Annotated in this window: 19 protein-coding genes; 6 read left to right on the top strand and 13 right to left on the bottom strand. The window is 68.2% G+C overall.

The annotated features are described in order from the left end of the window. The first annotated feature begins 299 nt into the window (after positions 1 to 299). Positions 300 to 2,057 (top strand): 1-deoxy-D-xylulose-5-phosphate synthase, encoded by a 1,758-nt coding sequence (locus QJ043_RS04750; protein ID WP_283713537.1) that lies wholly within the window; start codon positions 300 to 302, stop codon positions 2,055 to 2,057. 83 nt (positions 2,058 to 2,140) lie between these two features. On the opposite strand, the gene fsa is transcribed toward QJ043_RS04750, so the two are convergent. From fsa to QJ043_RS04715, 7 genes are all read right to left on the bottom strand, one after another. Then, the gene (gene fsa / locus QJ043_RS04745) at positions 2,141 to 2,809 is read right to left on the bottom strand and encodes a fructose-6-phosphate aldolase (protein WP_283713538.1); all 669 of its coding nucleotides are present in this window, start codon (positions 2,807 to 2,809) and stop codon (positions 2,141 to 2,143) included. A 56-nt stretch (positions 2,810 to 2,865) separates the two neighbouring features. Beyond that, entirely contained in the window at positions 2,866 to 3,528 is a 663-nt protein-coding gene (deoC, locus tag QJ043_RS04740; protein ID WP_283713539.1) for a deoxyribose-phosphate aldolase, read from the bottom strand. Next, on the bottom strand, positions 3,518 to 4,522 hold the full coding sequence (locus QJ043_RS04735; RefSeq protein ID WP_283713540.1) for a transketolase family protein: 1,005 nt from the start codon (positions 4,520 to 4,522) through the stop codon (positions 3,518 to 3,520). Before QJ043_RS04735 ends, deoC begins: the two co-directional genes overlap by 11 nt. Further along, positions 4,523 to 5,368: a transketolase gene (locus QJ043_RS04730; protein WP_283713541.1), complete on the bottom strand. Its 846-nt coding sequence runs from the start codon at positions 5,366 to 5,368 to the stop codon at positions 4,523 to 4,525. Positions 5,369 to 5,497: 129 nt separating this feature from the next. After that, positions 5,498 to 5,785, bottom strand: coding sequence for a PTS sugar transporter subunit IIB (locus QJ043_RS04725; protein WP_283713542.1), 288 nt, complete (start codon positions 5,783 to 5,785; stop codon positions 5,498 to 5,500). A gap of 113 nt (positions 5,786 to 5,898) precedes the next feature. Further along, positions 5,899 to 7,326, bottom strand: a complete 1,428-nt coding sequence (ulaA, locus tag QJ043_RS04720; protein WP_283713543.1) for a PTS ascorbate transporter subunit IIC — start codon at positions 7,324 to 7,326, stop codon at positions 5,899 to 5,901. Positions 7,327 to 7,449: 123 nt separating this feature from the next. Beyond that, positions 7,450 to 7,908 (bottom strand): PTS sugar transporter subunit IIA, encoded by a 459-nt coding sequence (locus QJ043_RS04715; RefSeq protein WP_283713544.1) that lies wholly within the window; start codon positions 7,906 to 7,908, stop codon positions 7,450 to 7,452. Positions 7,909 to 8,178: 270 nt separating this feature from the next. Here QJ043_RS04715 and QJ043_RS04710 point away from each other — a divergent pair, with 270 nt between their 5' ends. Beyond that, positions 8,179 to 8,994, top strand: coding sequence for a DeoR/GlpR family DNA-binding transcription regulator (locus QJ043_RS04710; RefSeq protein ID WP_283713545.1), 816 nt, complete (start codon positions 8,179 to 8,181; stop codon positions 8,992 to 8,994). Between the two features lie 28 nt (positions 8,995 to 9,022). Here QJ043_RS04710 and QJ043_RS04705 read toward each other — a convergent pair whose 3' ends face one another. From QJ043_RS04705 to QJ043_RS04680, 6 genes are all read right to left on the bottom strand, one after another. After that, positions 9,023 to 9,868 carry a YitT family protein gene (locus QJ043_RS04705; RefSeq protein WP_283722746.1) on the bottom strand — a complete coding sequence of 282 codons (846 nt, stop codon included), beginning with the start codon at positions 9,866 to 9,868 and terminating at the stop codon, positions 9,023 to 9,025. Positions 9,869 to 10,027: 159 nt separating this feature from the next. After that, complete coding sequence (gene prfB, locus QJ043_RS04700; RefSeq protein WP_283713547.1) at positions 10,028 to 11,149, bottom strand: peptide chain release factor 2; 1,122 nt, start codon at positions 11,147 to 11,149, stop codon at positions 10,028 to 10,030. Between the two features lie 440 nt (positions 11,150 to 11,589). Beyond that, positions 11,590 to 14,340, bottom strand: a complete 2,751-nt coding sequence (secA, locus tag QJ043_RS04695) for a preprotein translocase subunit SecA (RefSeq protein ID WP_283713548.1) — start codon at positions 14,338 to 14,340, stop codon at positions 11,590 to 11,592. A gap of 190 nt (positions 14,341 to 14,530) precedes the next feature. Continuing rightward, a complete protein-coding gene (locus QJ043_RS04690; protein ID WP_283713549.1) occupies positions 14,531 to 17,422 on the bottom strand; it encodes an AfsR/SARP family transcriptional regulator in 2,892 nt (963 codons plus the stop codon). A 311-nt stretch (positions 17,423 to 17,733) separates the two neighbouring features. Then, positions 17,734 to 18,978, bottom strand: a complete 1,245-nt coding sequence (locus QJ043_RS04685) for a diphosphate--fructose-6-phosphate 1-phosphotransferase (protein WP_283713550.1) — start codon at positions 18,976 to 18,978, stop codon at positions 17,734 to 17,736. Between the two features lie 103 nt (positions 18,979 to 19,081). Further along, entirely contained in the window at positions 19,082 to 19,381 is a 300-nt protein-coding gene (locus QJ043_RS04680) for a PTS sugar transporter subunit IIB (RefSeq protein WP_283713551.1), read from the bottom strand. Positions 19,382 to 19,940: 559 nt separating this feature from the next. Here QJ043_RS04680 and QJ043_RS04675 point away from each other — a divergent pair. Genes QJ043_RS04675 through QJ043_RS04660 form a run of 4 tightly spaced genes read left to right on the top strand, consistent with a single transcriptional unit; the run spans position 19,941 to position 23,999 of the window. Further along, a complete protein-coding gene (locus QJ043_RS04675) occupies positions 19,941 to 20,900 on the top strand; it encodes a phosphate ABC transporter substrate-binding protein (protein ID WP_283713552.1) in 960 nt (319 codons plus the stop codon). Between the two features lie 3 nt (positions 20,901 to 20,903). Continuing rightward, positions 20,904 to 22,742 (top strand): phosphate ABC transporter permease, encoded by a 1,839-nt coding sequence (locus tag QJ043_RS04670; protein WP_283713553.1) that lies wholly within the window; start codon positions 20,904 to 20,906, stop codon positions 22,740 to 22,742. Continuing rightward, complete coding sequence (locus QJ043_RS04665; RefSeq protein WP_283713554.1) at positions 22,727 to 23,470, top strand: phosphate ABC transporter ATP-binding protein; 744 nt, start codon at positions 22,727 to 22,729, stop codon at positions 23,468 to 23,470. The genes QJ043_RS04670 and QJ043_RS04665 overlap by 16 nt, the downstream gene beginning before the upstream one ends. 58 nt (positions 23,471 to 23,528) lie before the next feature. Continuing rightward, on the top strand, positions 23,529 to 23,999 hold the full coding sequence (locus tag QJ043_RS04660; protein WP_283713555.1) for an HAD family hydrolase: 471 nt from the start codon (positions 23,529 to 23,531) through the stop codon (positions 23,997 to 23,999). The last annotated feature ends 18 nt before the right edge of the window (positions 24,000 to 24,017 follow it).

The raw sequence follows: 24,017 nt of genomic DNA, 5'->3' as shown, positions 1-24,017 counted from the left end.
GACAGACCGATACAGCTTAGCAAAGGGGTGTTTGGGGCCCCTAGGCGTTCACCGTAAGGGCACGAAGGGCAAAAGCAGGCCCACAGCCCCAGCGTGGACGCTTCGGTCAAAGCCGTTTGTCCACGGTTGGACGCTTCGGTCAAAGCCATTTGTCCACGCTGTCGCCGGCCGGAGCGTGGACAAATGGCTCTCTCCCAAGCGTCCACCAGGCGTCCACTTTGGGGATGGGGCGTTATCGTCGGGGGCCAGAGGCCGCCGCCCAACGGGCATAGGATGGAAAGCCCATCAGGAAGGATCCCATGTACCTCGAAGCCATCACCGGACCAGAGGACCTCAAGCGGCTCGACCGAGACGAGCTGCCGCTCTTGGCCGCCGAGGTGCGCGCGGCGCTGCTCCAAAAGCTCTCCCGGACCGGCGGCCACACGGGCCCCAACCTCGGCGTGGTGGAGGCGACCATCGCGCTCCACTACGTGTTCGACTCGCCGCAGGACCGCATCGTGTTCGACGTCTCGCACCAGACCTACACCCACAAGATGCTGACCGGACGCGCCGAGGCCTTCCTCGACCCGGCCCACTACGGCGACGTCACGGGCTTCTCCTCCCCCTACGAGTCCGAGCACGACGTCGCGACCACGGGGCACACCTCCACCTCGGTGAGCTGGGCCTGCGGCCTGGCCACGGCGCGCGACCTGACCGGCGGCGACTGGAACGTGGTGGCGTTCATCGGCGACGGGTCCCTGTCCGGCGGAGAGGCCTTCGAGGGGCTCGACCTGGCCGGCTCCATGAAGAACAACCTCATCGTGGTGGTGAACGACAACGACGCCTCGATCGCGCCCAACGTGGGCGGCCTCTACGGCAACCTGGCCGAGCTGCGAGCCACGGGCGGGCGCGCCGGGCGCAACTTCTTCCGCGACCTGGGGCTCGACTACCGCTTTGTGCCCGACGGCAACGACCTCGACGCGCTGGTGGACGCATTTGCCGAGGTCAAGGGCATAGACCACCCGATCGTCGTGCACATTGTGACGCGAAAGGGCAACGGCTACGGCCCGGCCGAACGGAGCCCGGAGGCCTGGCACTCCACCGGCCCCTTCGACCTCGCGACCGGCGAGGGCGGCCCGAAGGCGCCCCCGGAGCTGGCGACGATCACGGCGAGGCACCTGGTGGCGCGCATGGCCTCCGAGCCGGACCTCGTTGCCGTGACAGCGGGCACGCCGGGCATGTTCGGCTTCACGCCCGAGCTGCGCGCGCAGGCCGGGCGCCAGTTCTTGGACGTCGGCATTGCCGAGCAGAGCGCGGTCTCCGTGACCGCCGGCCTCGTGCGCGGCGGCGCAAAGGCCGTGTACGGCGTGATGTCCACGTTCTTGCAGCGAGCCTACGACCAGGTAGCCCAAGACCTCTGCCTCGACTGCGTGCCGGCGTGCCTGGCGGTGTTCGGCGGGACGCTCTTCGCCCCCCACGACGCCACGCACCACGGGTTCCAGGACGTCCCGATGCTCGGCAACGTCCCCAACCTCGTGTACCTGGCGCCCACCACCGTCGAGCAGTACCTCTCGGCGCTGGACTGGGGCATCGACCAGACGGACTACCCGGTCGCCATCAAAGTGCCCGGGGGCCCCGTGCGCCACGGAGCCCCGTGCGAGAAGGACTGGGGGCGCCTCAACAGCTTCGAGCTGGTGCAGGACGGGCGCGGCATCGCCCTCGTCGGGCTCGGCTCGATGTTCCCGGTGGCCGAGCGGGCGGCGGCGATCATCGAGAAGCGCACGGGCGTGACCCCGGCCCTCGTGAACCCGCTCTATGCGAGCGGCGTGGACGGAGCACTGCTCGGCGAGCTGGCCGGGCGGTGCTCCGTCGTGGTGACGCTGGAGGACGGCATCGTGTCCGGCGGCTTCGGCGACAAGGTGGCACGGTTCTACGGGCCAGACCGACGCGTGGCCGTGCTATGTCGCGGGCTGGCGAAGCAGGTCCGGGAGCGCTACGACGTGGACGAGCTGCTCCGGTCGGTCCGCATGACGCCGGAGCAGGTGGCAGACGACGCCATCGCCGCGGTGACTTCGTGAGACGTGCATTTAGGGACTGTCCCCTTTTGCACATGGCGAGACGTGCATTTGGGGACTGTCCCCAAATGCACGTCTCGCGGCTGCTACGCGAGGCCCTGGACCTTTTTCCAGTCCGCCTCGAAGGCGGCGAGGCCGCGGTCCGTCAGCGGGTGCCGCATGCACTTCTCGAGCGCCGCGAAGGGCACCGTGGCGATGTCGGATCCGAGCAGCGCCGCCTGTGCCACATGGCGCGGGGTGCGGAGCGACGCGGCGATGACCTCGGTGTGGTCCGGCCCGTAGTAGTTCTTGACGGCCTGGATGATATCGGCCAGCTGCCCGACGCCGTCCTCGGCGATGTCGTCGAAGCGGCCCACGAACGGGCTCACATAGCGGGCGCCGGCCGAGCAGGCCATGAGCGCCTGGGTCACCGAGAAGATGAGCGTCATGTTGACCTTGATGCCCTCCTGCGCCAGCTGGTGCGTGGCGGCGAGGCCCTCGGCGCAGATGGGCAGCTTGACGACAATGTTGGGGGCGAGGGCGGCCAGACGGCGCCCCTCCTCGATCATGCCCTCGGTGGTCGTGGCGGTGGACTCGGCCGAGACCGGCAGCCCCTCGCAGAGCTCGGCGATCCTGAGCATGTGCCCCTCGAAGTCGGCAAGCTTGCCGCCGGTCTTGGCGTAGAGGGACGGGTTGGTGGTGACGCCGGCCAGACAGCCCCAGCTCTTGGCCGTCTTGATCTCCTCGAGGTTGGCAGTGTCAATAAAGAACTTCATGTATATCGCTCCTTGTCTATGAGTCAGTGCCCACGGGCGGTGACTCATCGGGGTCGCTAGTAGCCGCCCTCGACCGTGCGCCCCTCCGCAATGGCAACGCCGCTCGACGTGCCCAGACGGCTGGCACCGGCCGCGACGAGGGACTCGGCCTCCTGCGCGGTATGGATGCCGCCCGAGGCCTTGACCTGGGCGCGCCCGGCCACGGCCTTGGCCATGAGCGCCACGTCGTGGACCGTTGCCCCGCCGTGACCGAAGCCGGTGCTCGTCTTCACAAAGGCGGCGCCGGCCTCCACGGCCAGCTCGCACGCCTGCACGATCTGCTCGTCCGTGAGCAGGCCCGTCTCAAGGATCACCTTGACGATGCGCCCGTTGGCCGCGTCCACCACGGCCGCGATGTCGGCGCGCACGGCGTCGTCCATGCCGCTCTTGAGCCAGCCTCCGTTGAGGACCATGTCCACCTCGTCCGCCCCGGCGGCCACTGCCCAGGCGGTCTCGGCGGCTTTGGGCTCGGTGGCCATCGCGCCGAGCGGGAAGCCCACCACGCAACAGACGGCCACCGGGCTCTCGGCCAGACGCTCGGCGCACAGCGGCACCCAGCAGGTGTTCACGCACACGGAGGCGAACCCGTGGGCGACGGCCTCGTCGCACAGGCGCTCGATCTCCTCGCGCGCGGCGTCGGGCCTCAACAGCGTGTGGTCGATCAGGGCGTTAACGTCCATCGGACACTGGCTCCTCGTGCCCATGGCCGTGATCGGCGAACAGGCCTTCGATGGTGGCCACCAGGTCCTTGGCGGTGAGACGGTACTCCTGTTGCAGGAAGTCCGCCGGGCCTACCTGGCCGAAGCGCTCGCTCACGCCATGGCGCCGGAAGGACACGCACACGCCCGCCTCGCACAGCGTGGCCGCCACGGCCTCGCCCAGACCACCGATCACGTTGTGGTTCTCGAAGGTGACCACGGCCTTCTTGCCGACGGCCTCCTTGCACACCAGCTCGGTGTCCAGCGGCTTGATGCAGAACATGTCCACCACTTCGACGGACACGCCCTTCTCGGCTAGCTCTTCCGCAGCGTCGAGCGCATCAGACACCAGCTGCCCGGCCGCGATCACGAGCACGTCGGTGCCGGGGCGCACCACGTTGCCGCGCCCCAGCTCGAAGGTGGAACCCTCGGCGTAGACGGGACGCACGTTCTTGCGGTTGCCGCGCACATAGTGCACGCCGGTGCCAAGGCCCAGGAACTCGTTGACGATCCAGGCCATCTGCACCGCATCGGCCGCGTCGCAGACCACGACCCCGGGGATCGTGCGCATCAGGGCCACGTCCTCATAGGTGGTGTGGGTCCCGCCGTTGGCGGCCACGGTGAAGCCGGGGTCCGACCCGTAGATGTTCACCGTGTTGCCCGCATAGGCGCCCGACAGGTAGATCTGGTCGAACGCGCGGCGCGTGGCGAACGGCCCGAAGGTGTGGCAGAAGGGCACGAAGCCCTCGGAGGACATGCCAGCGGCGATCCCCATCATGTCGGCCTCGGCGATACCGCACTGCACGAACTGGTTCGGGTGGCTCTTCGCGATCTTGGTGAAACCGCTGGCGCCGCCTAGGTCGGCCTCCAGTGCCACCACCTGTTTATTGGTCTCCATGGCCGCCTGCAGCGTCTGGACCACGGCGGCCCTGAGCTCTCCGCCCTTCTGGGAGCGGTCGTCTACGAGCTGGAACATCTAGGCCCTCCCTTCGAGCTTGGCGTTGATGTGGTCGATGGCCTCCCGGGCGGCCTCGGTCGCCTTGGCGTCGAACTTCACCGAGTGGTTGTCCATCAGTTGCTCAAAGTACGGCACGCCCGCGCCCTTGACCGTGTCCATGACGATGGCGCTCGGCTTGCCCGAGGCCTTCGCCGCCTGGATGGCGTTGTCCAGGGCCACGACGTCCTGGCCGTTCACCTTCTGGGTCTCGAAGCCGAAGGCGCTCATCTTGGCCGCGATGTCGAAGGGGTTCATGACGTCCGCCGTATAGCCGTCCAGCTGCTTCTTGTTGTCGTCCACCAGCACGATGAGCCGGTTCAGCCCGCGCGCGGCGATGAACTCGAAGGCCTCCCAGCACTGCCCCTCGTTGAGCTCGCCGTCGCCCACGATCAGGTAGGTCCAGGCGTCGTTGCCCTTGAGCTTGAGCGCCATGGCGATGCCGGCGGCCGTGGAGCAGCCCTGGCCCAGCGAGCCGGTGGTCATGTCGACGCCCGGGGTCTTGAGCCGGTCGGGATGGCTCGGCAGGTGGGTGTGCGGCTGGTTGAGCGTGAAGAGGTCCTGGCGCGGGAAGAAGCCGCTCTCCGCCAGCGCAGCGTACCAGGCAGGCCCGGCGTGCCCCTTGGAGAGCACCACGCGGTCGCGGCCGTCCCAAGTGGGGTCGTCGGCCTTGTAGGCGAGCTCCTTGCCATAGAGGAGCGCCATGAGGTCCGCGATGGAGAAGGAGCCGCCCAGATGTCCGGCCCCGAGCGGCAGGAGCATCTCCAGCACGTCGCGGCGGATCTTGAGCGCCAGCGTCTGCACGCGGTCCAGCTCGTCTTGCGTCATCGTCCTTCCTTTCTGAGGATCCGTGAAGCGCCCGCGAACAGGCGCACGGACGCCGCCTTCCGGCAGAGAAGGGCGGGTCGGCCGTCTCGTTGCGACCGGCCCGCCCAAGGTCGCACTGCCGAAGCGATCCTACTGAGCGTCGAACTTCTCCTTGAGCTTGCCGCGCAGCTCGTCCTTGTCGACGATGTTCACGAGCACGACCTTCTGCTCGTCGGGGATGCCGTTGACGAACGCCTCCAGGTCGCGGCCGATCACAAAGAGGTCCGCGGCGCCCGGCTGCACGTCGCTGATCGTGGAGTGCTCCACCTGCACGCCGGAGACGCCCAGCTCGGTCAGTACGTCGTCGATGTTCATCTGCACCATGAGGCTGGAGCCGAGGCCGGACCCACAGGCGCACATGATCTTGTTGATGGCCATTGCACTTGTCCTTTCCGCGCTCAGCGGCGCTGTCACTGATGGACCGGCCTCAAGCGTAGCGCCCGAAGCCTACCGGGCCGCCCTCGATTGGGCGAGGGCGGCCAATGGAACCTCTAGTTGGCCGTCTCGCCGCCGGCCGGCTTCTTGGGCGCGACGAGGGCGTAGACGATGGGCGCCAGGAAGCACGCGACCGTCACGACCAGGATGGGCCAGCCGGGGATGATGTTGGCGAGGTTGCCGAAGCAGATGCCGAGAATCGAGAAGTCGAAGTCGGAGAACGTGGCGCTCGTGAAGCCGAGCTGAGTGAAGACCGGCATGCAGATGGCCGGCAGGAAGGTGATCAGCAGGCCGTGCACGAAGGCGCCCAGCATGCAGCCCTTGAGGCCGCCCTCCGCGTTGCCGAAGACACCGGCGGTGGCGCCGCAGAAGAAGTGGGGCACCACGCCCGGGAGGATCAGGGCGACCGGCACGATCGCGGCGTTGATCACGCCGAGGATCGCGAGGCCCACGATGCCGCCCACGAAGGACACCAGGAAGCCGATGATCACGGCGTTGGGGGCGTACGGGAAGGCCACCGGGCAGTCGATGGCGGGGATGGCGCCCGGCACCAGCTTGGTGGCGATACCCTTGAAGGCCGGGACGATCTCGCCCACGACGAGGCGCACACCGGAGAGGATGATGTACACGCCGCCGGCGAAGGACATGCCGGAGGTGAGGGCCCAGACCAGCCAGTTGGTGTGGGTCTCGGTGCCGACGTTCAGCAGCTCGTTCAGGTTGGAGAACTGCGAGGGGTCGGCGCTCAGGATGCCGCGGCCCACGGCCACGCCGGTGACGATGACGAAGAAGATCATCATCGTGATGGAGATCGAGACCACGGTGTCACGCAGGAAGACCAGGCGCTTGGGGAAGTTGATGTCCTCGGTGGATTTGGACCCCTTGAAAGGCTTGCCGCAGAGGCCGGCGATGAAGTAGCCGATGCCGCCAAAGTGGCCGAGCGCGATGGAGTCCGTCTTGGTGACCTTCTTGAAGGTGAACTGGCAGAGCGCGGGGCTCACGGCCATGATCAGGCCGAGCACGCAGGCGCCGGCGATGTACAGGGGCCAGCCGGTGAGGCCGCCGATGGAGAAGACCACGGCGAGCATGCAGGCCATGTACAGCGTGTGGTGGCCGGTGAGGAAGATATAGGGGAGCCGGCTGAAGCGCGCCAGCACGATGTTCAGGACCATGCCCAGGCACATGATGACGGCCGAGGCCTGCCCGAAGTCGGAGAGCGCCATCGAGACGACGGCCTCGTTGTTGGGCACGACGCCCTGCATGTTGAACGCGTAGTTGAAGACCTCGCCGAAGGCCAGGAGCGAGCCGCTCTGGAGGAAGGCGGCGCCGGCGGAGAGCACGAGGAAGCCGACGATGGTCTTGATGGTGCCGGATACGACGTCCTCGACCGGCTTCTTCTGAAGCACAAGGCCGAGCAGCGAGAGAAGACCGACGAGAATGGCCGGCGTGGACAGGATGTTGACGATAAAGTCGAGCACTGCGTCCATTGGTTCCCTCTCCTTTCATTGGTAGTGCTGGGGTTTGTCCGTTATTCATCCGGCCCGCGGCCGGTCAATCCAGAAGCGCCGCCGGGACGTCCGCGCCCACGGCGGCCTTGTCCGGTGGGGACACTAGGCCTGGGCGTCGTCGACGAAGAGGTGGTAGACCTCGTCGGCCGTCGCGGCCGTGGCGATGGCCTCGATTTTGGCGGGGTCGCCGAACATCGTGGCCAGCTGGCGCATGACCTCGATGTGCGAGTTGGAGTCAGTAGCGGAGAGGGTCACGAGCACGCGCACGCCGGGCCCCTCGGGCTTGAAGAACACGGGCTCGCGCATCACGCAGACGCCGAGGGCCGTCTTGATCGCCCCCTGCTCGGGACGCGCGTGGAGCAGCGCCAGGTCCGGGCAGATCACGAAATACGGCCCGTACTGGGCGGCGTTGTCGATGATGCCCTGGATGTAGCAGTCCTCCACGTCCCCATGGTCGACGAGCGGGGTCACAGCGACGCGCACGGCCTCCTCCCAGGAGTCCGCCCCCTCCCAGATCATCACGTTGTCGCGGTTGAGCATCGATGCGATTGCGTTTGCCATCTCCGGTCCCTCTTCTCGCTTCAGCAGGTGGCTTGGTTGCTGGAACCGAGCATGACAGAATGGCCCGCTATTTCCTGTTTCTTCCTGTTTCTTACCGAGAACGGTAGAATTCGTGAGATGAACGGCAGATTCACATCCAATTCGGGTGAAAAGTTCGGGCAACCTTGGTGAGAACCGGGAAGTGTACGCATACTAGAGGGACGGTCGAGGAAGAATCAGCCTTCCGGCCGTCAGCCCCGAAGACCGCCCGGCCCGTCCGCTGGAGTGCCCATGTTCCCGAAGGAGCGCCGCAAACAGATTGCGATGATTGTCGATGCCGACGGCTTTGCCAAGGTGGAGGACCTCGCAGCACGGTTCGGCGTGTCCGTGGACTCCATCCGCAAGGACCTGAAGGCACTGGCGGACCAAGGGCTCGTGCGCCGGGAGTACGGCGGGGCCGTGCGCGTGGAGCGGCCGCACGACCCGTTGGCCGCGCTGCTCGCCGAGGAGCCGCAACCCACCGACCCGCCTTCAGCGACCGGGCTGCGCGACGCGCGCGGCGACGCGATGGAGGCCAGCCGCCGGATCGTCGCGGCGCGGGCCTTCATGGAGATAGCGGACCGGGACGCGATCTTTCTGGACGTCTCCAAGACCTGCTTCTACATCGCGGAGCTGCTGGCTGCCAGCGACAAGCGGGTAATCGTGACCACCAACATGATGGACATCCCGCCGGTGCTGGCCAAGAACCCCAACGTGACGGTGCTCATGACCGGCGGCTACCTTTCTCCGGACCTGCGCGGGTTCACCGGGCCGAGCGCCGTGAGCCTCTTGGAGCCGCTCATGTTCGAGAAGGTGTTCGTGTCGGCGTCGGCGGTCAACCTACAGAACAAGGCCGTGATGACCGACGTCATGGACGACGGCCTTGTGAAGCAGCGGGTGATCCAGAACGCGACGTACAAGTTCCTGCTGGCCGAGAAGACCAAGTTCGCCAAGAGGAGCGGCTACCGCTTTGCCTCCCTCGGCGACTTCACCGGCGTCGTGACGGACGTCGCGGACACCGACACGCTGCGCCAGATCTCGTCTCTGGGGGTGGCCACGCTCTGCTGAGGGTGGCGCGGCGTCGGGCGGCCGCAGGTCAGCGCAGGCCGTCGGACAGCTCTCGGAAACCCTCGCCGAAGGCCTCCTCTGCGTCCGTGATCACCATGAGCGCGCGAGGGTCCACCGCCGCCACGATCTCGCGCAGGAGGCCCACCTCCCGGCGGCTGAGCACCACGAGGAACATCGGGCGCCGCTTGCCGGAATACGCGCCGCGCGCCTCGACCGTGGTGCAGCCCCGGCCGAGCGTCGCCAGAATCTCGGTGCGCATCTCGGTCTCTTTCTTGGTGATGATCCAGGCCATGCGGTCGTTCTTGGGGCCGTCGATCACCACGTCGATGACCACGCCGGAGAGGAACATGAAGATCACGGCGTAGAGCGCGTTCTTGAGCGAGAACACCGGGATGGACGCCGTGACGATGATCAAGTCCATGATGATGGACAGGGCACCGACGCCCACGCCCGTCTTGCGCTGGACCAGCTGCGCGATGATGTCGACGCCACCGGTGTTGCCGCCGCTGCGGAACACGATGCCGAGGCCGATGCCGCAGAGCGCACCGCCCCAGATGGCGGCGAGCAGCAGGTCGCCGCCGGCCAGGTTGGGCGTCACGGGCGCGAGCAGGTCGAGGAACACCGAGCTGGCCACGATGCCCCCGATGGTTCGCGCGGCATAGCGAAGCCCTCCGGATTTGACCACCGGGATCATCAGGAACACGTTCATGACGAGCGTCTGCGTGCCGACCGGGATGTACAGGCCGAACTTCTCGCCGATGGCGTAGATGATCGTCGCGAGGCCCGTGACGCCGCCAGCCGCGAGGCCTTCCCGCACGGCGAAGGCGTCGAAGCCGAACGCGAAGATGAACGACCCCACGCAAATGAGGAGCACGTCGTGCAGGGCACGCTTGTGCAGGATATTGCTGGCAGCGGATGCAATTCGTGGCGACACAGGCGCTCCCGTTCACGAGAAAAGAGCAGGTCTCCCTCATCGTACCTGCGGTACGTGCAGGGCACAGGTCCAGGATCCGGCTCCTGGCGCGATGCGGCGCTAGGCCCGTTCAGCCGAGCGCTGCCCCGTCGCCCATCGATGGAACCCGATAATGAACGGGTCCAGGTCCCCGTCCTCCAACACCGAGTCCACGTTGCCGGTCTCGATGCCGGTACGCGTGTCCTTCACCAGCTGGAAGGGATAGAGCACGTAGTTGCGGATCTGGTTTCCGAAGGAGATCTCATGCTTGGGGCCGCGCAGCTCGTCGAGCTCGGCCTCGCGCTTGGCCTTCTCCTGCTCGTAGAGGCGCGATGCGAGGATCTTCATCGCGCTCGCCTTGTTCTGGATCTGGCTGCGCTCGTTCTGACAGGTGACCACGAGCCCCGTGGGCAGGTGCGTGATGCGCACCGCAGAGTCTGTGGTGTTGACGCCCTGGCCGCCGGGGCCGGACGCATGGTACACGTCGATCCGCAGGTCGGAGGGGTCAATCTGCACCTCGATGTCGTCGGGCAGCACGGGGAGCACCTCGACGCCGGCAAAGGTGGTCTGGCGCCGCTTCTTGGCGTCGGTCGGGCTGATGCGCACGAGGCGGTGCACGCCCTGGTCCGCCTTGAGCATGCCGTAGGCGTTCTTGCCGGAGACGGTGAACGTGGCGCGGTCGAGACCGATGGCCTCGCCGGGCGTCGCGTCGTTGACGGTGACCTTCCAGCCGCGGCGGTCCGCGTACTTGAGATACATCTTGAAGAGCATCTCGGTCCAGTCCTGGGCCTCAAGACCGCCCTGACCAGGGGTGATGGTGACGATGGCGTCGCCCAGGTCCAGCTCGTCGGTGAACCAGCTGGAGAGTTCCAGCTCGGTGAGCGCGCCCTCCAGCCGCGCCGCGAGGTCCTCGGACTCCGCGAGGCTCTCCTCGTCCTCGAGCTCCTCGCCCAGCTCGCGGGCGGCACGCGCGTCACCGAGCAGCGCCCGGGCCTCCTCGAAGGCCTGCACGTCCTCCTTGGCACGGGCGAGCCGCTCCATCGTGGCGCGGGCGCCGTCGGCATCGTCCCAAAAGCCCGGCTCGGCGCTCTCCTCCTCAAGGGTCGCGATCGTGGCGCGCGTGGCGTCGAGGCCCAGATAGCCCTCCACCTCACCGAGACGAGCCTCGAGGGCGTCCAAGTCGTGCGTGATCTCCTGGGCCATCGGGCGTCCTTTCTCGGGCCGGTGTTGGTGCGGGACTCATGGTAGCGCGTACCCGCGTGCGACGAGAAAGAGGCCGAGACGGGGTGCGCGAAGCTTGCGGAGAAGCGTTTCCCCGCAAACTACGAGCCCTCCTTGCGGAGAAACGTTTCCCCGCAATCCCTTTCGCGAGCAAAACCGCAGGTGGCGCCTGTGTAGGGCGGGCAATGAGCCCTATTTCCCCGCAACTGCTTTCATCTGTTTGTGGGCAATCGTTTCCCCGCAAACACGCTCGCGAACAAGAGCGCCGGCGTTTAGAAGAAAGCCCCTCCCGACCACGTCGAGAGGGGCTCACCGTCGCGCCCGTCCGCTACCGCTGCCGGCCGCGAGGGCCCGAGCGTCGCACCCGCCGCATCGGGGCGCCGCGCCGCCGGGTGCTCCGCGAGAACCGTCGCGCCCGCCCGCTACCGCTGCCGGCCGTGGCAGTTCTTGAACTTCTTCCCGCTGCCGCAGGGACAGGGGTCGTTGCGGCCCACGTTCGCGTAGGGGTCGCTCTCGTCCTTTCGGTACGGCGTGTGCTTGTGCGCCTTCTCCTCCTCGCCGTCGCGGGCCACATTCGACGTGGTGGCGATTCGGGTCGAGCGACGCTGGCCCTGATCACCGTCCACCTCCGTCGGGCCGGAGTAGGTGGCCCCGGCAAGGCGGTCGGGCTCTTCCTGCTTGGCGGCCTGGGTGCGGGCGCTCGCCACCTGGATGCGGAGGATCGTGCGCAGGAAGTCCTCGTACAGCGCCTGGACCAGCAGCGTGAACGCGCGGAACGCCTCCTGCTTGTACTCGACGAGCGGGTCGCGCTGGCCGAAGCCGCGGAGGCCGATGCCCAACTTGAGGTAGTCCATCTCCTGCAGGTAGCTCATCCAGCGGGTGTCGATCACGCGGAGCATGATCTGCTGGCAGAGGTTGGACATCGCGTCGGCGCCCAGCTCCTCGGCGCGCTCGTCGTAGAGCTTGCCGACGAACTCGCGCACCGTCGCCTGGATCTTCTCGCGACCCATGTCGGCCGTGAGCTCCGGCAGCTCCTTGACGCCGGTGAGGTCCTCGAGCCACTCCTTCAGGCCGTCCAGATCCCAGTCCTCGGGCTTGAGGTCCGTGCTCACGCACTGGTCGCAGATGTCTGTGACGCAGGAGTCCATCACGTCGTTCATGAGGCCCACGAGGTCCTCGCCGTCGAGCACCCGGTTGCGCTCCTGGTAGATGACCTGGCGCTGCTGGTTCATCACGTCGTCGTAGTCGAGGACGTTCTTGCGCATGCCGAAGTTGATCTCCTCGATCTTGCGCTGGGCGCTCTCCACCGCCTTGGAGACCATCTTGGCCTGGAGCGGCATATCGGGGGGCATGTCGTAGCGCTGCATCATCGCGCCGATGCGGTCCATGCGGTCGCCGCCGAAGAGGCGCATGAGGTCGTCCTCGAGGGACAGGTAGAACTGCGTCTCGCCCGGGTCGCCCTGACGGCCCGAGCGGCCGCGGAGCTGGTTGTCGATGCGGCGGGACTCATGGCGCTCGGTGCCGATCACGCAGAGACCGCCGGCCTCAACCACGTGCTCGCGCTCCACCTCGCAGGTCTTCTTAGCGGCGGCGATGGCCTCCGCGCGCTGCTCGTCGGTGGCCTCGGCCAGGTCCACGCCCTGCTCGATGAGCGTCTCCTCGGCGAGCACTTGCGGGTTGCCGCCGAGCAGGATGTCGGTGCCGCGGCCGGCCATGTTGGTGGCGATGGTCACGGCACCCTCGCGGCCGGCCTGCGCCACGATGGCGGCCTCGCGCTCGTGGAACTTGGCGTTGAGCACCTCGTGCTTGATGCCGCGCTTGTTGAGCAGGCGCGAGAGGCGCTCGGAGTTCTCGATGGTGACGGTGCCCACGAGGACCGGCTGGCCCTTCTTGTGGCGCTCCTCGATGTCGTTCGCGACGGCCTGGAACTTGTACTCCACCGAGCGGTAGATCTGGTCGTCGTGGTCGACGCGCTGCACCGGGCGGTTGGGCGGGATCTCCTGGACCGGCAGGTGGTAGATCTCGCGGAACTCGCCGTCCTCGGTCATGGCGGTGCCCGTCATGCCGGAGAGCTTGTCGTAGAGGCGGAAGTAGTTCTGCAGCGTGATCGTGGCGAGGGTCTGGTTCTCCTCGAGCACCTGCACGTTCTCCTTGGCCTCGATGGCCTGGTGCAGGCCGTCGGAGTAGCGGCGCCCCTCCATGATGCGGCCGGTGAACTCGTCGACGATCTTGACCTCGCCGCCGGTGACCACGTACTGCTGGTCGCGATGGAAGAGGTACTCGGCCTTGAGCGCCTGCTGCAGGTGGTTCACCAGCTGGCCGGCCATGTCGCCGTAGATGTTGTCGATGCCGAGGCGCTTCTCGATCTTCTTGAGGCCGTCGTCGGTGGCCATGATCGTGTGCTTGGCCTCGTCCATCTCGAAGTCCACGTCCGGTGTCAGGCCGCGGACGGCCTTGGCGAAGTCGCGGTAGGTGGTGGCGGACTTGGTGCCGGCGCCGGAGATGATGAGCGGCGTGCGGGCCTCGTCGATGAGGATCGAGTCCACCTCGTCCACGATCGCGTAGTGGTGGCCGCGCTGCACGCGCTGGGCGGCGCGGGTGACCATGTTGTCGCGCAGGTAGTCGAAACCGAACTCGCTGTTGGTGCCGTAGGTGACGTCCGCGGCGTACGCCGGCTGCTTCGCGGGCAGCGGCATGCCGTTCTGGAGCAGGCCCACGGACATGCCCATCGCGTGGTAAAGCTGGCCCATCCACTCGGAGTCGCGGCGCGCCAGGTAGTCGTTCACCGTGACGATGTGCACGCCCTTGCCCTCGAGCGCGTTGAGGTAGCCGGCGAGCGTCGAGACGAGCGTCTTGCCCTCGCCGGTCTTCATCTCGGCGATCATGCCCTTGTGGAGCGCGACGGCGCCGATCACCTGCACGTCGAAGTGGCGCATGCCGATGGTGCGGTCGGACATCTCGCGGACCGCGGCGAACGCCTCGGGCATCAGGTGGTCGAGGTCCTCGCCCGCGGCCACCCGCTCCTTGAACTTCGCGGTGAGCCCCGCAAGCTCGTCGGTGGTCATCTTGGCGTAGCCGGGGCCGAGCTCGTTCACGCGGTCCGCGACCTTCTGGAACTCCTTGAGCTCCTTGTCCGAGCCCAGGGAGAGGATCTTTGAGAACAGGCCGGCCATGGCGTCCTTTCGGTCGTTCACCATCGAACAGGACGGCGGGCGTCCCACAAAATCGATGAGTTTAGATGCACTTTTGAGCCCCTTCACTATAGGCTCAAACCGGGCGGCTGAGAACCTGCAAGGCACCTTGCACCACATTCCCAGACTGGGGTCGCGTCCCACGAACCGCAGGTCACGTCTCCGTCGCAGGTCACGCGACGAGCCCGACGGGGGCTGCGAGCTCCTCCGCCAACCCCTCGCGCAGCGCAACGAGGCCCTCCGGCACCGGCAGCCCCGCCTCGTTCGCCGCGCGGACGAAAGCGTTGAACGCACCCTGCGCCTCCAGAGGGCGCCCCTCGCGCACGAGAGCCTCCATGAGCAGCCGTGCCGCTTCCTCGAGCAAGGGCGCGCGCTCCGCCGCCTCTCGTGCAAAGCCCCGCGCCACGTGCGGGCGCCGCAGGCGCAGGGCGCTCCTCGCACCGGTGAGCAGGCATTCCACGTAGCGGGACTCGAGCCAATCGTGATAGTTGTGCAAGGCCCGTGGCTCTGCGCCTTCCGGCAGGTAGCTGCCCCCACGGTACCGGGACGAGGCGCGCTCCGCCAAGGCCACGCGCTCGGCGTCGGTGGCGTCCGCAGCCCGTGCGCGCTCCAGCAGGGCTTCGAAGCCGTCGAGGTCCACGACCGTGGTGTCGGCGTTGAACGCGATAAGGTCCCGGGTGCTCAGCAGGTAGCAAGGGCCGTACTCGCGCTCCCCGAGGCCCCGTCGAGCACAGGACACGATGGAGTAGAGGTTCCGGCGCCCGCGCTCGGGCGGGAGCTCCGGCCACAGCTCGGCCGCCAGCTCCGCCCGCGTGATCTGGTGGCCGGAACGCACGGCCAGGATCGCGAGCAGGTGGCGCGACCCCGTGCGCCGGAACTTCGCCGGGTCCACGACGCGCCCGTCCAGACGTACGGACAGGCCGCCGAGCAGGTCGACCTCCAAGAGGGGCGCGTCCGCAGAGACGCCCACCGGCAACGGCAACTGGACGCCCACCGCGACAGGCTCCGTCGTTCGCGCCCCGTGGGCCTCGCGCCAGCTTCCCGGAAGGGCCGCCCACAGGCGGTCCTGGGCGCGGCCGGGCCGCGACAGCGCGCCCCGCAGCAGAGCGAGCGACATCCCGCGCGGGGTTGCGTCGCGATGCGCAGGTAGGCGCGCCGACGCGGGACCCTCCTCGACGGGCACGGCGCACTCCGCCAGAAGACAGAGGTCCGGCGAGACGAGCGGCGCCTCCACGTGCGGCTCCAGACCCAAGGAGAGCTCCGCCATCAAGCTCAACGCAGCCCCGCCCTCTCGAAGGGGCGCGCACGCGCACCCCTCCCCCAAGCGCGCCGCCTCGCAGCCACGGGAACGCGCCGCCGAGAAGTCCCCGGCCTCAAACGAACGCAGGCCCTGACCGATGAGCGCGCACCCGCGCCCGAGCAGGTCCCCGTGGCTGACAGCGACCCCGAGGGCCTGGGAGAAAACGTCGGCGCTCACCGGGCGCCCAACGACGAGGTCCGCGACCGCATGACGAGCCGCCTCCCGAGGGCCGAGAGGACCGCCTCGGTCACAGAGCAGGCGCAGCCCGTCCTCCGCGCGCGACCGGCTGCCCCGGGTATCGTGACCGAGGCCGGCCTCCGCAAGGTAGCGGTCCTGGGCGAGCAAGGCGCCCACGACAGACTCGTCGCCCACGGAGCCGAGCCCACGGGACGTGACGCCGAGCGCCCCGGCCAGATCCCCGGCGGCGAGCGCGCGGCGGGACTCCCAGAGGTCCCAGAGGCCGGCCACACACGCGGACGTGGTCAGGGCATCGTCGGGAGGCGCCCCGCAGAACCGCAGGGCACGCACGCCGTCACCGCGAGACAGACCGGTCGCGCCCCCGAGCGCCCCCACCTCGCGCAGCGCCCGAACCGGCTCCCAGCACGGCGAACGGTCCGGCGGCTCGGCCTTGGCGTCCCCCGACAGCACCGCGAGGGCCGCCGCAGCGAGGCCCTGCGGGCTTCGGGCGGCGAGCTCCTCCATCAGAGAGCGACCGCCGGCGTCCCACAGCTCCACCCAACGCCCAGAGAGGACCTTCTCAAGCTCCGGAGCGTCGACGCACCCAGCGGCCACAGCGATGGCCTGGGCCAGCCGCCCTTCCTCCATATGCAGGGAGACCACCTCGCAGGCCAGGTCCGGCCACAGGCGACCGCATAGCTCGGCCACCGGCTCGGGGCACAGCGCACCGCCCACAATCGAGAAGCGGCCGCCCGACCGCTCGACTCCAAGCGCGGGGGCCTCGGCGCAGGTGGACGAGACCAACTCGTGCGAACACGCGAGCCCGAGGCCGCGCAGCTGGCCGAACGTCCCCGTGCCGAGCAGCGCCATCGCTCCCCGCAGGCGCCGCTCCTCGCCGATCAGCGCGCCCTCCACGGCGACGCAGAGCATACGCGCCCGCTGCTCCTGGTAGCGAGGGCCACCGACCCCGCGCCCCTCCCGCATGTCGGCTCGCAACGCCTCGGCCAAGGACACGACCCCGCCGGTCAGCTCTTGAAAGCCCCGCGTCGAGAGGTCGCCGACGCGCCAGTGCTCCACCTCGTCGTAGCGGACGCCCAGCTCGCTGGTGTCCCATGCGGGGTGCTCGCCGAGCGCCTCCACGAGCAGCTCGCCGTCCGGCCCCGTCGCGCACACAGTGGGCACGAGCCGGGCAAGGAGCTCCAGCTCGCAGGCCGCGTCGCGCGCCGTGAACTCCTCGAGCCCCGGCATGTCGTCCACCAGAAGCAGCGTGGGCGCGACGACGCCGGCGAGGCACTCCCTCGCCCGACGCAGGAGCGCGGGCACATCGGCCGCCGGAGCGCCACGCAGCGAGACAAACCGCACCTCGCCGCCCTCCTCGCGCCAAAGCGCGGCCGCGTCCCTCAGCAGGGATGTGGCGCCGGCGCCACGGCAGGCGCAGAGCGTGACCGGGGCACCCGAACGAGCGGCCGAGACGAGCCGAGACGCCAGCCTCCGCCGGCGCACCCGCGGAGGCTCCGCCTGGTAGAGCGCCGAGACCTGCGTCCCCACAAGAGCCGCCCCGTCCTGCCAACCCGCCGCCACGCCCATCTCCGCTCCTTTCTGAAAACGTCCAGAAAGACTGTAGCGCGGATCATTTGGCTTGATCGTTACAACCTTTTCAGCTCTGAGGCTTGCCAGATCTGACCCGTCGTGTTCTCTTTTGTTTCATCAACTAACATAGTATCTATGGCTACATTACTGCCAGTTATCCCGAGTGCATAAACCGACAGCGCCAGATACACCGATGCCACCAGAAGGTGGTTCGGCGAACGGTACCTCCCACACCGTGAGAGCATGGACACAAGTATTTCTGCAATTCTAACCGCTCTGACCGGTGGTTAGAGAACCGTTGCGACTGCCTAGAGGGCCACGGTCTCCCCGAAGGGCGTCCTGAGGTGCCAGGGCACGCCGTCCACCCAGCGGCACGTGTCCGTTCCCTCCACGAGCGGCCGCGCGTACCGCTCGAACTCCGCCGTGACGCCCATGCCGTCATTCGCGATCCACGACCCGGGAAGCTGGCGCACCTCGTTGGCGACCGCGGAGACGTCCGTGACGCCGAGGCGCACCTCGTAGGGAAGGTCGCTCACGCGAGCGAGGCACGACATCCCGCGGCTCCGGCCTTCGAGACCGACGCGCACCGCCAGCGCTCCGAGCGCCTCCGCCTCCTCGCGATCGCGCCCGCTGACCACATGGGCGGCACAGCGCTGGAGCGTGGACAGCTCCACCCCGCGCGCCTTGCAACCGAGCCGCTCGGACACGAGACGCGCCAGAAAGCCGCCGACGCCGGCCTGGGACGCCGCGTGGCCGAACGCGTCCTCCCTCGCGCCCTCCTCCGCATAAAGGGGCTGCCCGTCGAGGCCGCGGGCCCCCTCGCTCACCGCCACCATCACAAAGTCCTGCACGGCCAAGAGGTTCGACACCTTGTCAAGGAACGCATCGAGCGAGACGGGCGCCTCGGGCACGAGCACAATGTCCGGGCCTCGAGACCCCGCCGTCCATGCCAACGAAGATGCCGCGCCGAGCCAGCCCACGTCGCGCCCCATGGTCTCCACCACGAGCACGCTCTTGACCGGGTACACCGAGGCGTCGCACGCGAGCTCGGAGACGCAGGTGGCCACGAACTTGGCCGCGCTGCCGTAGCCGGGCGTGTGGTCCTGGGCCACCAGGTCGTTGTCGATGGTCTTCGGCACGCCCATGAAGCGGATGGCGCTGCCCGCCGCCTCCCCGTAGCGGCCGAGCTTGTCGATGGTGTCCATCGAGTCGTTGCCGCCGATGTACGCCACGACGCCGACGCCCAGGCGGTCGAGAGTGCCGAGCAACGCGTCGTAGACGGCCGGCGCCTCCTCAGGGCTTGGGAGCTTGTACCGACACGACCCGAGGTAGCTGCCGGGCGTGGAGCGGAGCACGTCGAGGCTCCGGTCGTCCGGCACGGCAACGTCCAAGTCCACGACCTCGTCATGGAGCAGACCCTCGATGCCATGGGCCATTCCGAGAACGGGGGCGCCCAGCGCACGAGCGGACCGAACGGCCCCGGCCAGGCTTGCGTTGATGACGGCCGTGGGGCCGCCCGACTGGCCAATCAGCACCTTCTCGATCCGCGCCATCGCGCCTCCTTCGTCTCCCGTCACACGCTCACAAAGCTGCGGCTCCCGTGTCCGGCAGCCGCATCAAAAAAAGGGGTGCCCGAAAGCACCCCTCGAGTCTCGGCTATCGTGCGGCCGGCTGCCAGTCCTTCGTCTTGAGGAAGCCCTCGAGCGCGGCCTTGATCTCCTCCTTGTCGAGGATGTTCTCGACCGTGGCCACGTACACGCCCGCCGGGGCCTCCACCTTGCCGGCCATGTCCGTCTGCGTGAGGATCAGGTCGCCGTGGAAGTCCGGCACCGCGTCGAGCGAGCCGTGCTGGGTGGTGATGGGGAACTCGTTCTCCTTGATCACCTGGTCGGCCTTGACCTTGAGCATCATCGACGAGCCCAGACCCGCCTTGCATGCGACGAGCGCCTTGTACATGAACGGCCTCTTTCTTTGGAAAAAGAACGGACAACTCAAAAGTATAGGAGCGCGCAGCATCGAGGCGCGCGCCCAGCGAGCAAGTCTGCAACAAGTGGTACCGGCTCTGCGGAACTGCAGACAAACTGCAGAGGCGATTGCACCGATGAGGCGTCGGGCGTTTGCATTCGCAAACCTGTGGGGTCGCTTTGGTTTGTGATCGCAACACAAAGACTCGGCGCATGGTTCAGCAGGAGCAAAACCCCAGTTGAACCATTCAATGGCGCAACGGCTTTTGCTTTGCGTTGCGATCGCAACGCAAAGGGAGCGCGCCCGGCACTCCGCGTCGACGCCTCCGCCCCGCGCGGCCCCACCCCCAGCCCAGCGGTCGTTATGTTTTGGCAAGCGGTACGAAACCGAGTGCCACACAAGAAAACATCGGCTCCCCGCCACGAGTCCCCTACCATCCCCAAATACAGCCACAGGGAATGCTTTTGCCAGCTACCGATTGGTGATACGCCCATCGGGTGCCTAATCGCGCCGCCTGCCCTTGGCCACAGACCGATCGAGAGGAGACCCCATGCATCGCCCCGCCGCCACCCCGCTCGCCCGCTTGCTGGGCCTGTTCTGCTGCGCGCTCTGCGCCGTGACCCTGATGGGCTGCAATGCCCAGAAGGCGCCGGACACCCAGGCTCCCGAGACTCAGGCCGAGCAGACAGGCGACTTCAAGTCCTCGGTGATGTTCTGCGGGTCCACCTCGCTCTATCCCATCATCTCGTCGCTGGCCGGCTCCTTCACCGACGAGTACGTGACCTGGGACAAGGCCAACGCCGAGCTGCCCGACAAGGACATCTCCATCTATGTGGCGCCCGGCGGCTCGGGCGTGGGCGTCTCGGCCCTGGAGGACGGCACCTGCGACTTTGGCATGCTGGCCCGGGACCTCAAGGACGAGGAGAAGCAAGCCCTGGGCGACTACAAGGTCTACGAGGTGGCCAAGGACGCGCTCACCGTCTCCGTCAACGCACAGAACCCCATCACGCTGGACGACCTCTCCACCGACACCATCGCCCAGATCTTCTCCGGCGAGCTGTCCACTTGGAACCAGGTGGACCCGAGCCTGCCCGCCGAGCCCATCCAGGTGTTCATCCGCGACCTGTCCGGCGGTGCCTACGAGGTGTTCCAAAAGACCGTGATGGGCGACAAGACCGTGACCGACACCGCCACGCAGTCCGCCTCCATGACCGAACTGGCCACCAACATCGCCAACAACCCCTGGGCCATCGGCTACGCGGGCTTTGGCGCCTACAACAAGGCCAACGCGGACGGCCAGGTGCTGCGCGCGCTCAAGGTGGACGGCGTGGAGCCCACCGAGCAGACCATCGTCTCCGGCGAGTACAAGATCCAGCGCCCGGTGATGTTTGTGGGAAAGGGCGACCCCACGCCGGCCCAACAGGCCTTCATCGACTACGTCTTCTCCCAAACCGGCAAAGAGGTCGTGGAGCAGAACGGCTACATCCCGTCCTTCACGCCGGCCGAGTAGCTCGTGGCCTTGACTGCCGACAAGGTTCCCACCCGGGCCCGGCGCTGCCTTGACTCTGTGCGGGGAGCGCCGGGCCGGCTCGCGTCGCGGGCTGGCGGCTCGCCCGCCGGTCGGCTTCGCGACCGGCTCGCCACTTGGCTGCTGGCATGCCTGGCCCTCTGCGCCTGCCTGCTGTTGGGCTCCGTGGGCCTCACGGTGGCTTGGGAGAGCTGGCCGGTGGTCACAGAAATCGGCTTGGCGCCGTTCTTGCTCGGCACCACCTGGATGCCCGTGGACTTTGGCACGGGAACGTCCTTCGGGATCCTCAACTTTGTGCTGGCCACAATGGCCGTCTCCGCCCTGGGGCTGGCGCTCTCCTTCTGTGTGGCGGCCGGCTGCGCGCTCTTTCTCTCCTGCGGGGCGCGGCCGAGCGTGCGCACGACGCTCACCAGCCTTATCGACCTGCTCGCGGGCGTGCCCTCGGTGGTGTTTGGGTTCGTGGGCCTCGTGGTGGTGGTCAAGGCCTTCATCACGCTGGGCCATCCTTCGGGCCAGTGCGTGCTGGCAGCGGCCGCGGTGTTGGCCGTCATGCTGCTGCCCTACACCACCTCTGCGCTCGCCGAGACCATGGACGCCGTGGGCGCCCAATGCCTGCGCGCCTCCGCCACGCTGGGCGTGGGGCGCTGGCACGCCGCCTACGCCATCGTGCTGCCCTGCGCGCTCCGCCGCATGGGGCCCAGCCTGATGATGGCGTTTGGGCGGGCCATGGGCGAGACCATGGCCGTGATGATGGTGGTCGGCAACGCCAACCTCGCACCGCGCCTGCTGGGCAAAGCCGAGACAATCGCATCGTTGATCACCCTGGAAATGGGCACCGCCCAGGCCGGGAGCCTCCACATGAGCGCGCTCTTTGGAGCCGGGTTCACGCTGATGGCCATCGTGTTCGTGGTGGACGCGTTGGCGCTGGCCGTGGAGCGGCGCGCGGCGCGCCGGACGGCCGCCTCGGACTCCCTGTGGCTGTGGGGGCGCGCGGGCGCGGGGCTGGTCAGAGCCTGGGCGGCGGTGGCGGCCGCGCTGGCCGCCGGCTGCGTGCTGTTCCTCTTTGGATACGTGTTCGTGCAAGGAGCGCCGGTCATGAGCTGGGACTTTGTGACCCAGGCACCGGCCGGGACGGTTCTCGGCACGGAGGGCGGCATCGCACCGGCCATCTGGGGCAGCCTCTGGTTCGTGGGCACTGCGCTCGTGATCGCCGCCCCGCTGGCGCTGGCCTGTGCGCTCGTGACGGTGTTTTGGCTGGACGGCACCCGCGCCGGCCGCGCGGTGGGCCACCTCATGGCCGTGGCCGCCGGCGCGCCCTCCATCGTGTGCGGCCTCTTCGCCTACGCCGCGATCGTGCGCGGGATGGGCCTGGGCCGCTCGGTTCTGGCGGGCGGTGCGGCCTTGGCCATCATGATCTTGCCCTTCATCGAGGTGCGCGCCGAGAAAGCCCTGCGCGACGTCCCTCGAGACCTGCTGCAATCCGGCCTTGCCCTGGGCTGCTCGCGCGTCCACGTGCTGCGCACGCTGGTGGTGCCGGCCTGCACGGGGGAGGTGGTCTCGGCGGTGGCGTTGGGAGGCCTCTACGCACTGGGGGCCACGGCCCCGCTGGTGTTCTGCGGCGGCGTGGCGTTTGCGCCAGCGCCGGCAGGCGTTCTCCAGCCAGCCATGGCATTGCCACTGCACCTGTATCTGATGCTCGCCCAGGGAACCACGGTGCCCCAGGTCTACGCCACGGCGTTCGTGTTGATGGCGCTGGTGTTGGTATGCAACCTGGCCGTCTCGGGCTTTGCCGCAGGAAGGAGGAGGCGATGGTTGCGTCGCTGAGCGTGCAGGGGCTCTGTGCCTGGTACGGTGACCGCCAAACCCTGCGCGACGTTGCGTTTGCCACCCGGCCTGGCCGCGTGCTCGCAGTGCTCGGCCCCTCGGGCTGTGGCAAATCCACGCTACTCGCCTGCATCGACCGCACGTTGGAGCTCACAACCGGCACGCGCTGGACCGGTTCGGTGCGCCTCGGAGAGCAGGACCTCGGCACGCTGGCGGCAGACGACGCGCGAGCGCTCGTGGGCCTTGTGACCCAGCAGCCGTGCCCCTTCCCACTTTCCGTGCTCAGGAACCTGGCCTATGTGCCCCGGTACCGTGGCGTGCGCGGGCGCGCCGGGCTCACTCGCATCGCCGTGGAGGCGCTCCGTCAGGTAGGCCTTTACGACGAGCTGGGCGGGGACCTCAAGCGCAGCGCGCTGACGCTCTCCGGCGGCCAGCAGCAGCGTTTGTGCATCGCGCGGGCGCTCACGGCAGAGCCCCAGGCGCTCCTGCTGGACGAGCCCTGCTCCAGCCTGGACGTGGCGAGCACGGCGAGCGTGGAGGAGACGATCATCGGGCTCAAGGACCGCTGCGCCATCGTGCTGGTGACGCACAACCTGGGTCAGGCCCGGCGCGTGGCCGACGACGTGCTCTGCCTCTCGGCCGGCCGCGTGGCGTGGCAAGGACCCGCCGAGGAGCTGTTCGCCGAGACAGGCCCGGGGGCCGCGGTGCTGGAGGAGCTCTACTCGTGACAGGAGCGGCAGCCCCCTTCTCGCACTCGCCCAGGCTTTGATGCACCCAAGGAGGATCATGATCGCCATCAACATCCCCGGCGGCCAACAGCTGCACCTGGAGCACCTGGTGCTGGACCTCAACGGGACCATCGCCCTCGACGGGCGCCTCCTGCCCGAGGCACGTGAGCGCATGGCCCGTCTCGCCGAGTCCTTGCAGGTCCACGTGCTCACGGCCGACACCCACGGCACCGCCCGGGCCCAGTGCGCGGGCACCGGCGCCCAGGTGCGCACGTTCCCGAGAGGGGCGGCCGAGTCCGAGAAGCTTGCCATTGTCCGCAACTTGGGCGCCGAGTCCTGCTGCTGCATCGGCAACGGGAGGAACGACCGCGCGATGTGCCAAGCGGCGGCCCTATCGGTGGCCGTGGTCGGCCGAGAGGGCGTGTGCGCGGCGTTGCTCCCGTGCGTGGATGTGGGCGTGACCTCCATCACGGACGCGCTGGACCTGCTGCTGGAGCCCCAGCGGCTGGTGGCCACCCTGCGCTGGTGACAGAGCCCGGACCCTTGC

The organism is Kribbibacterium absianum, assembly GCF_030067705.1.
Classification (GTDB): domain Bacteria; phylum Actinomycetota; class Coriobacteriia; order Coriobacteriales; family Atopobiaceae; genus Kribbibacterium; species Kribbibacterium absianum.
Note: the sequence above shows the minus strand (reverse complement) of the source record. Positions and strands in the feature narration are given on the sequence as shown.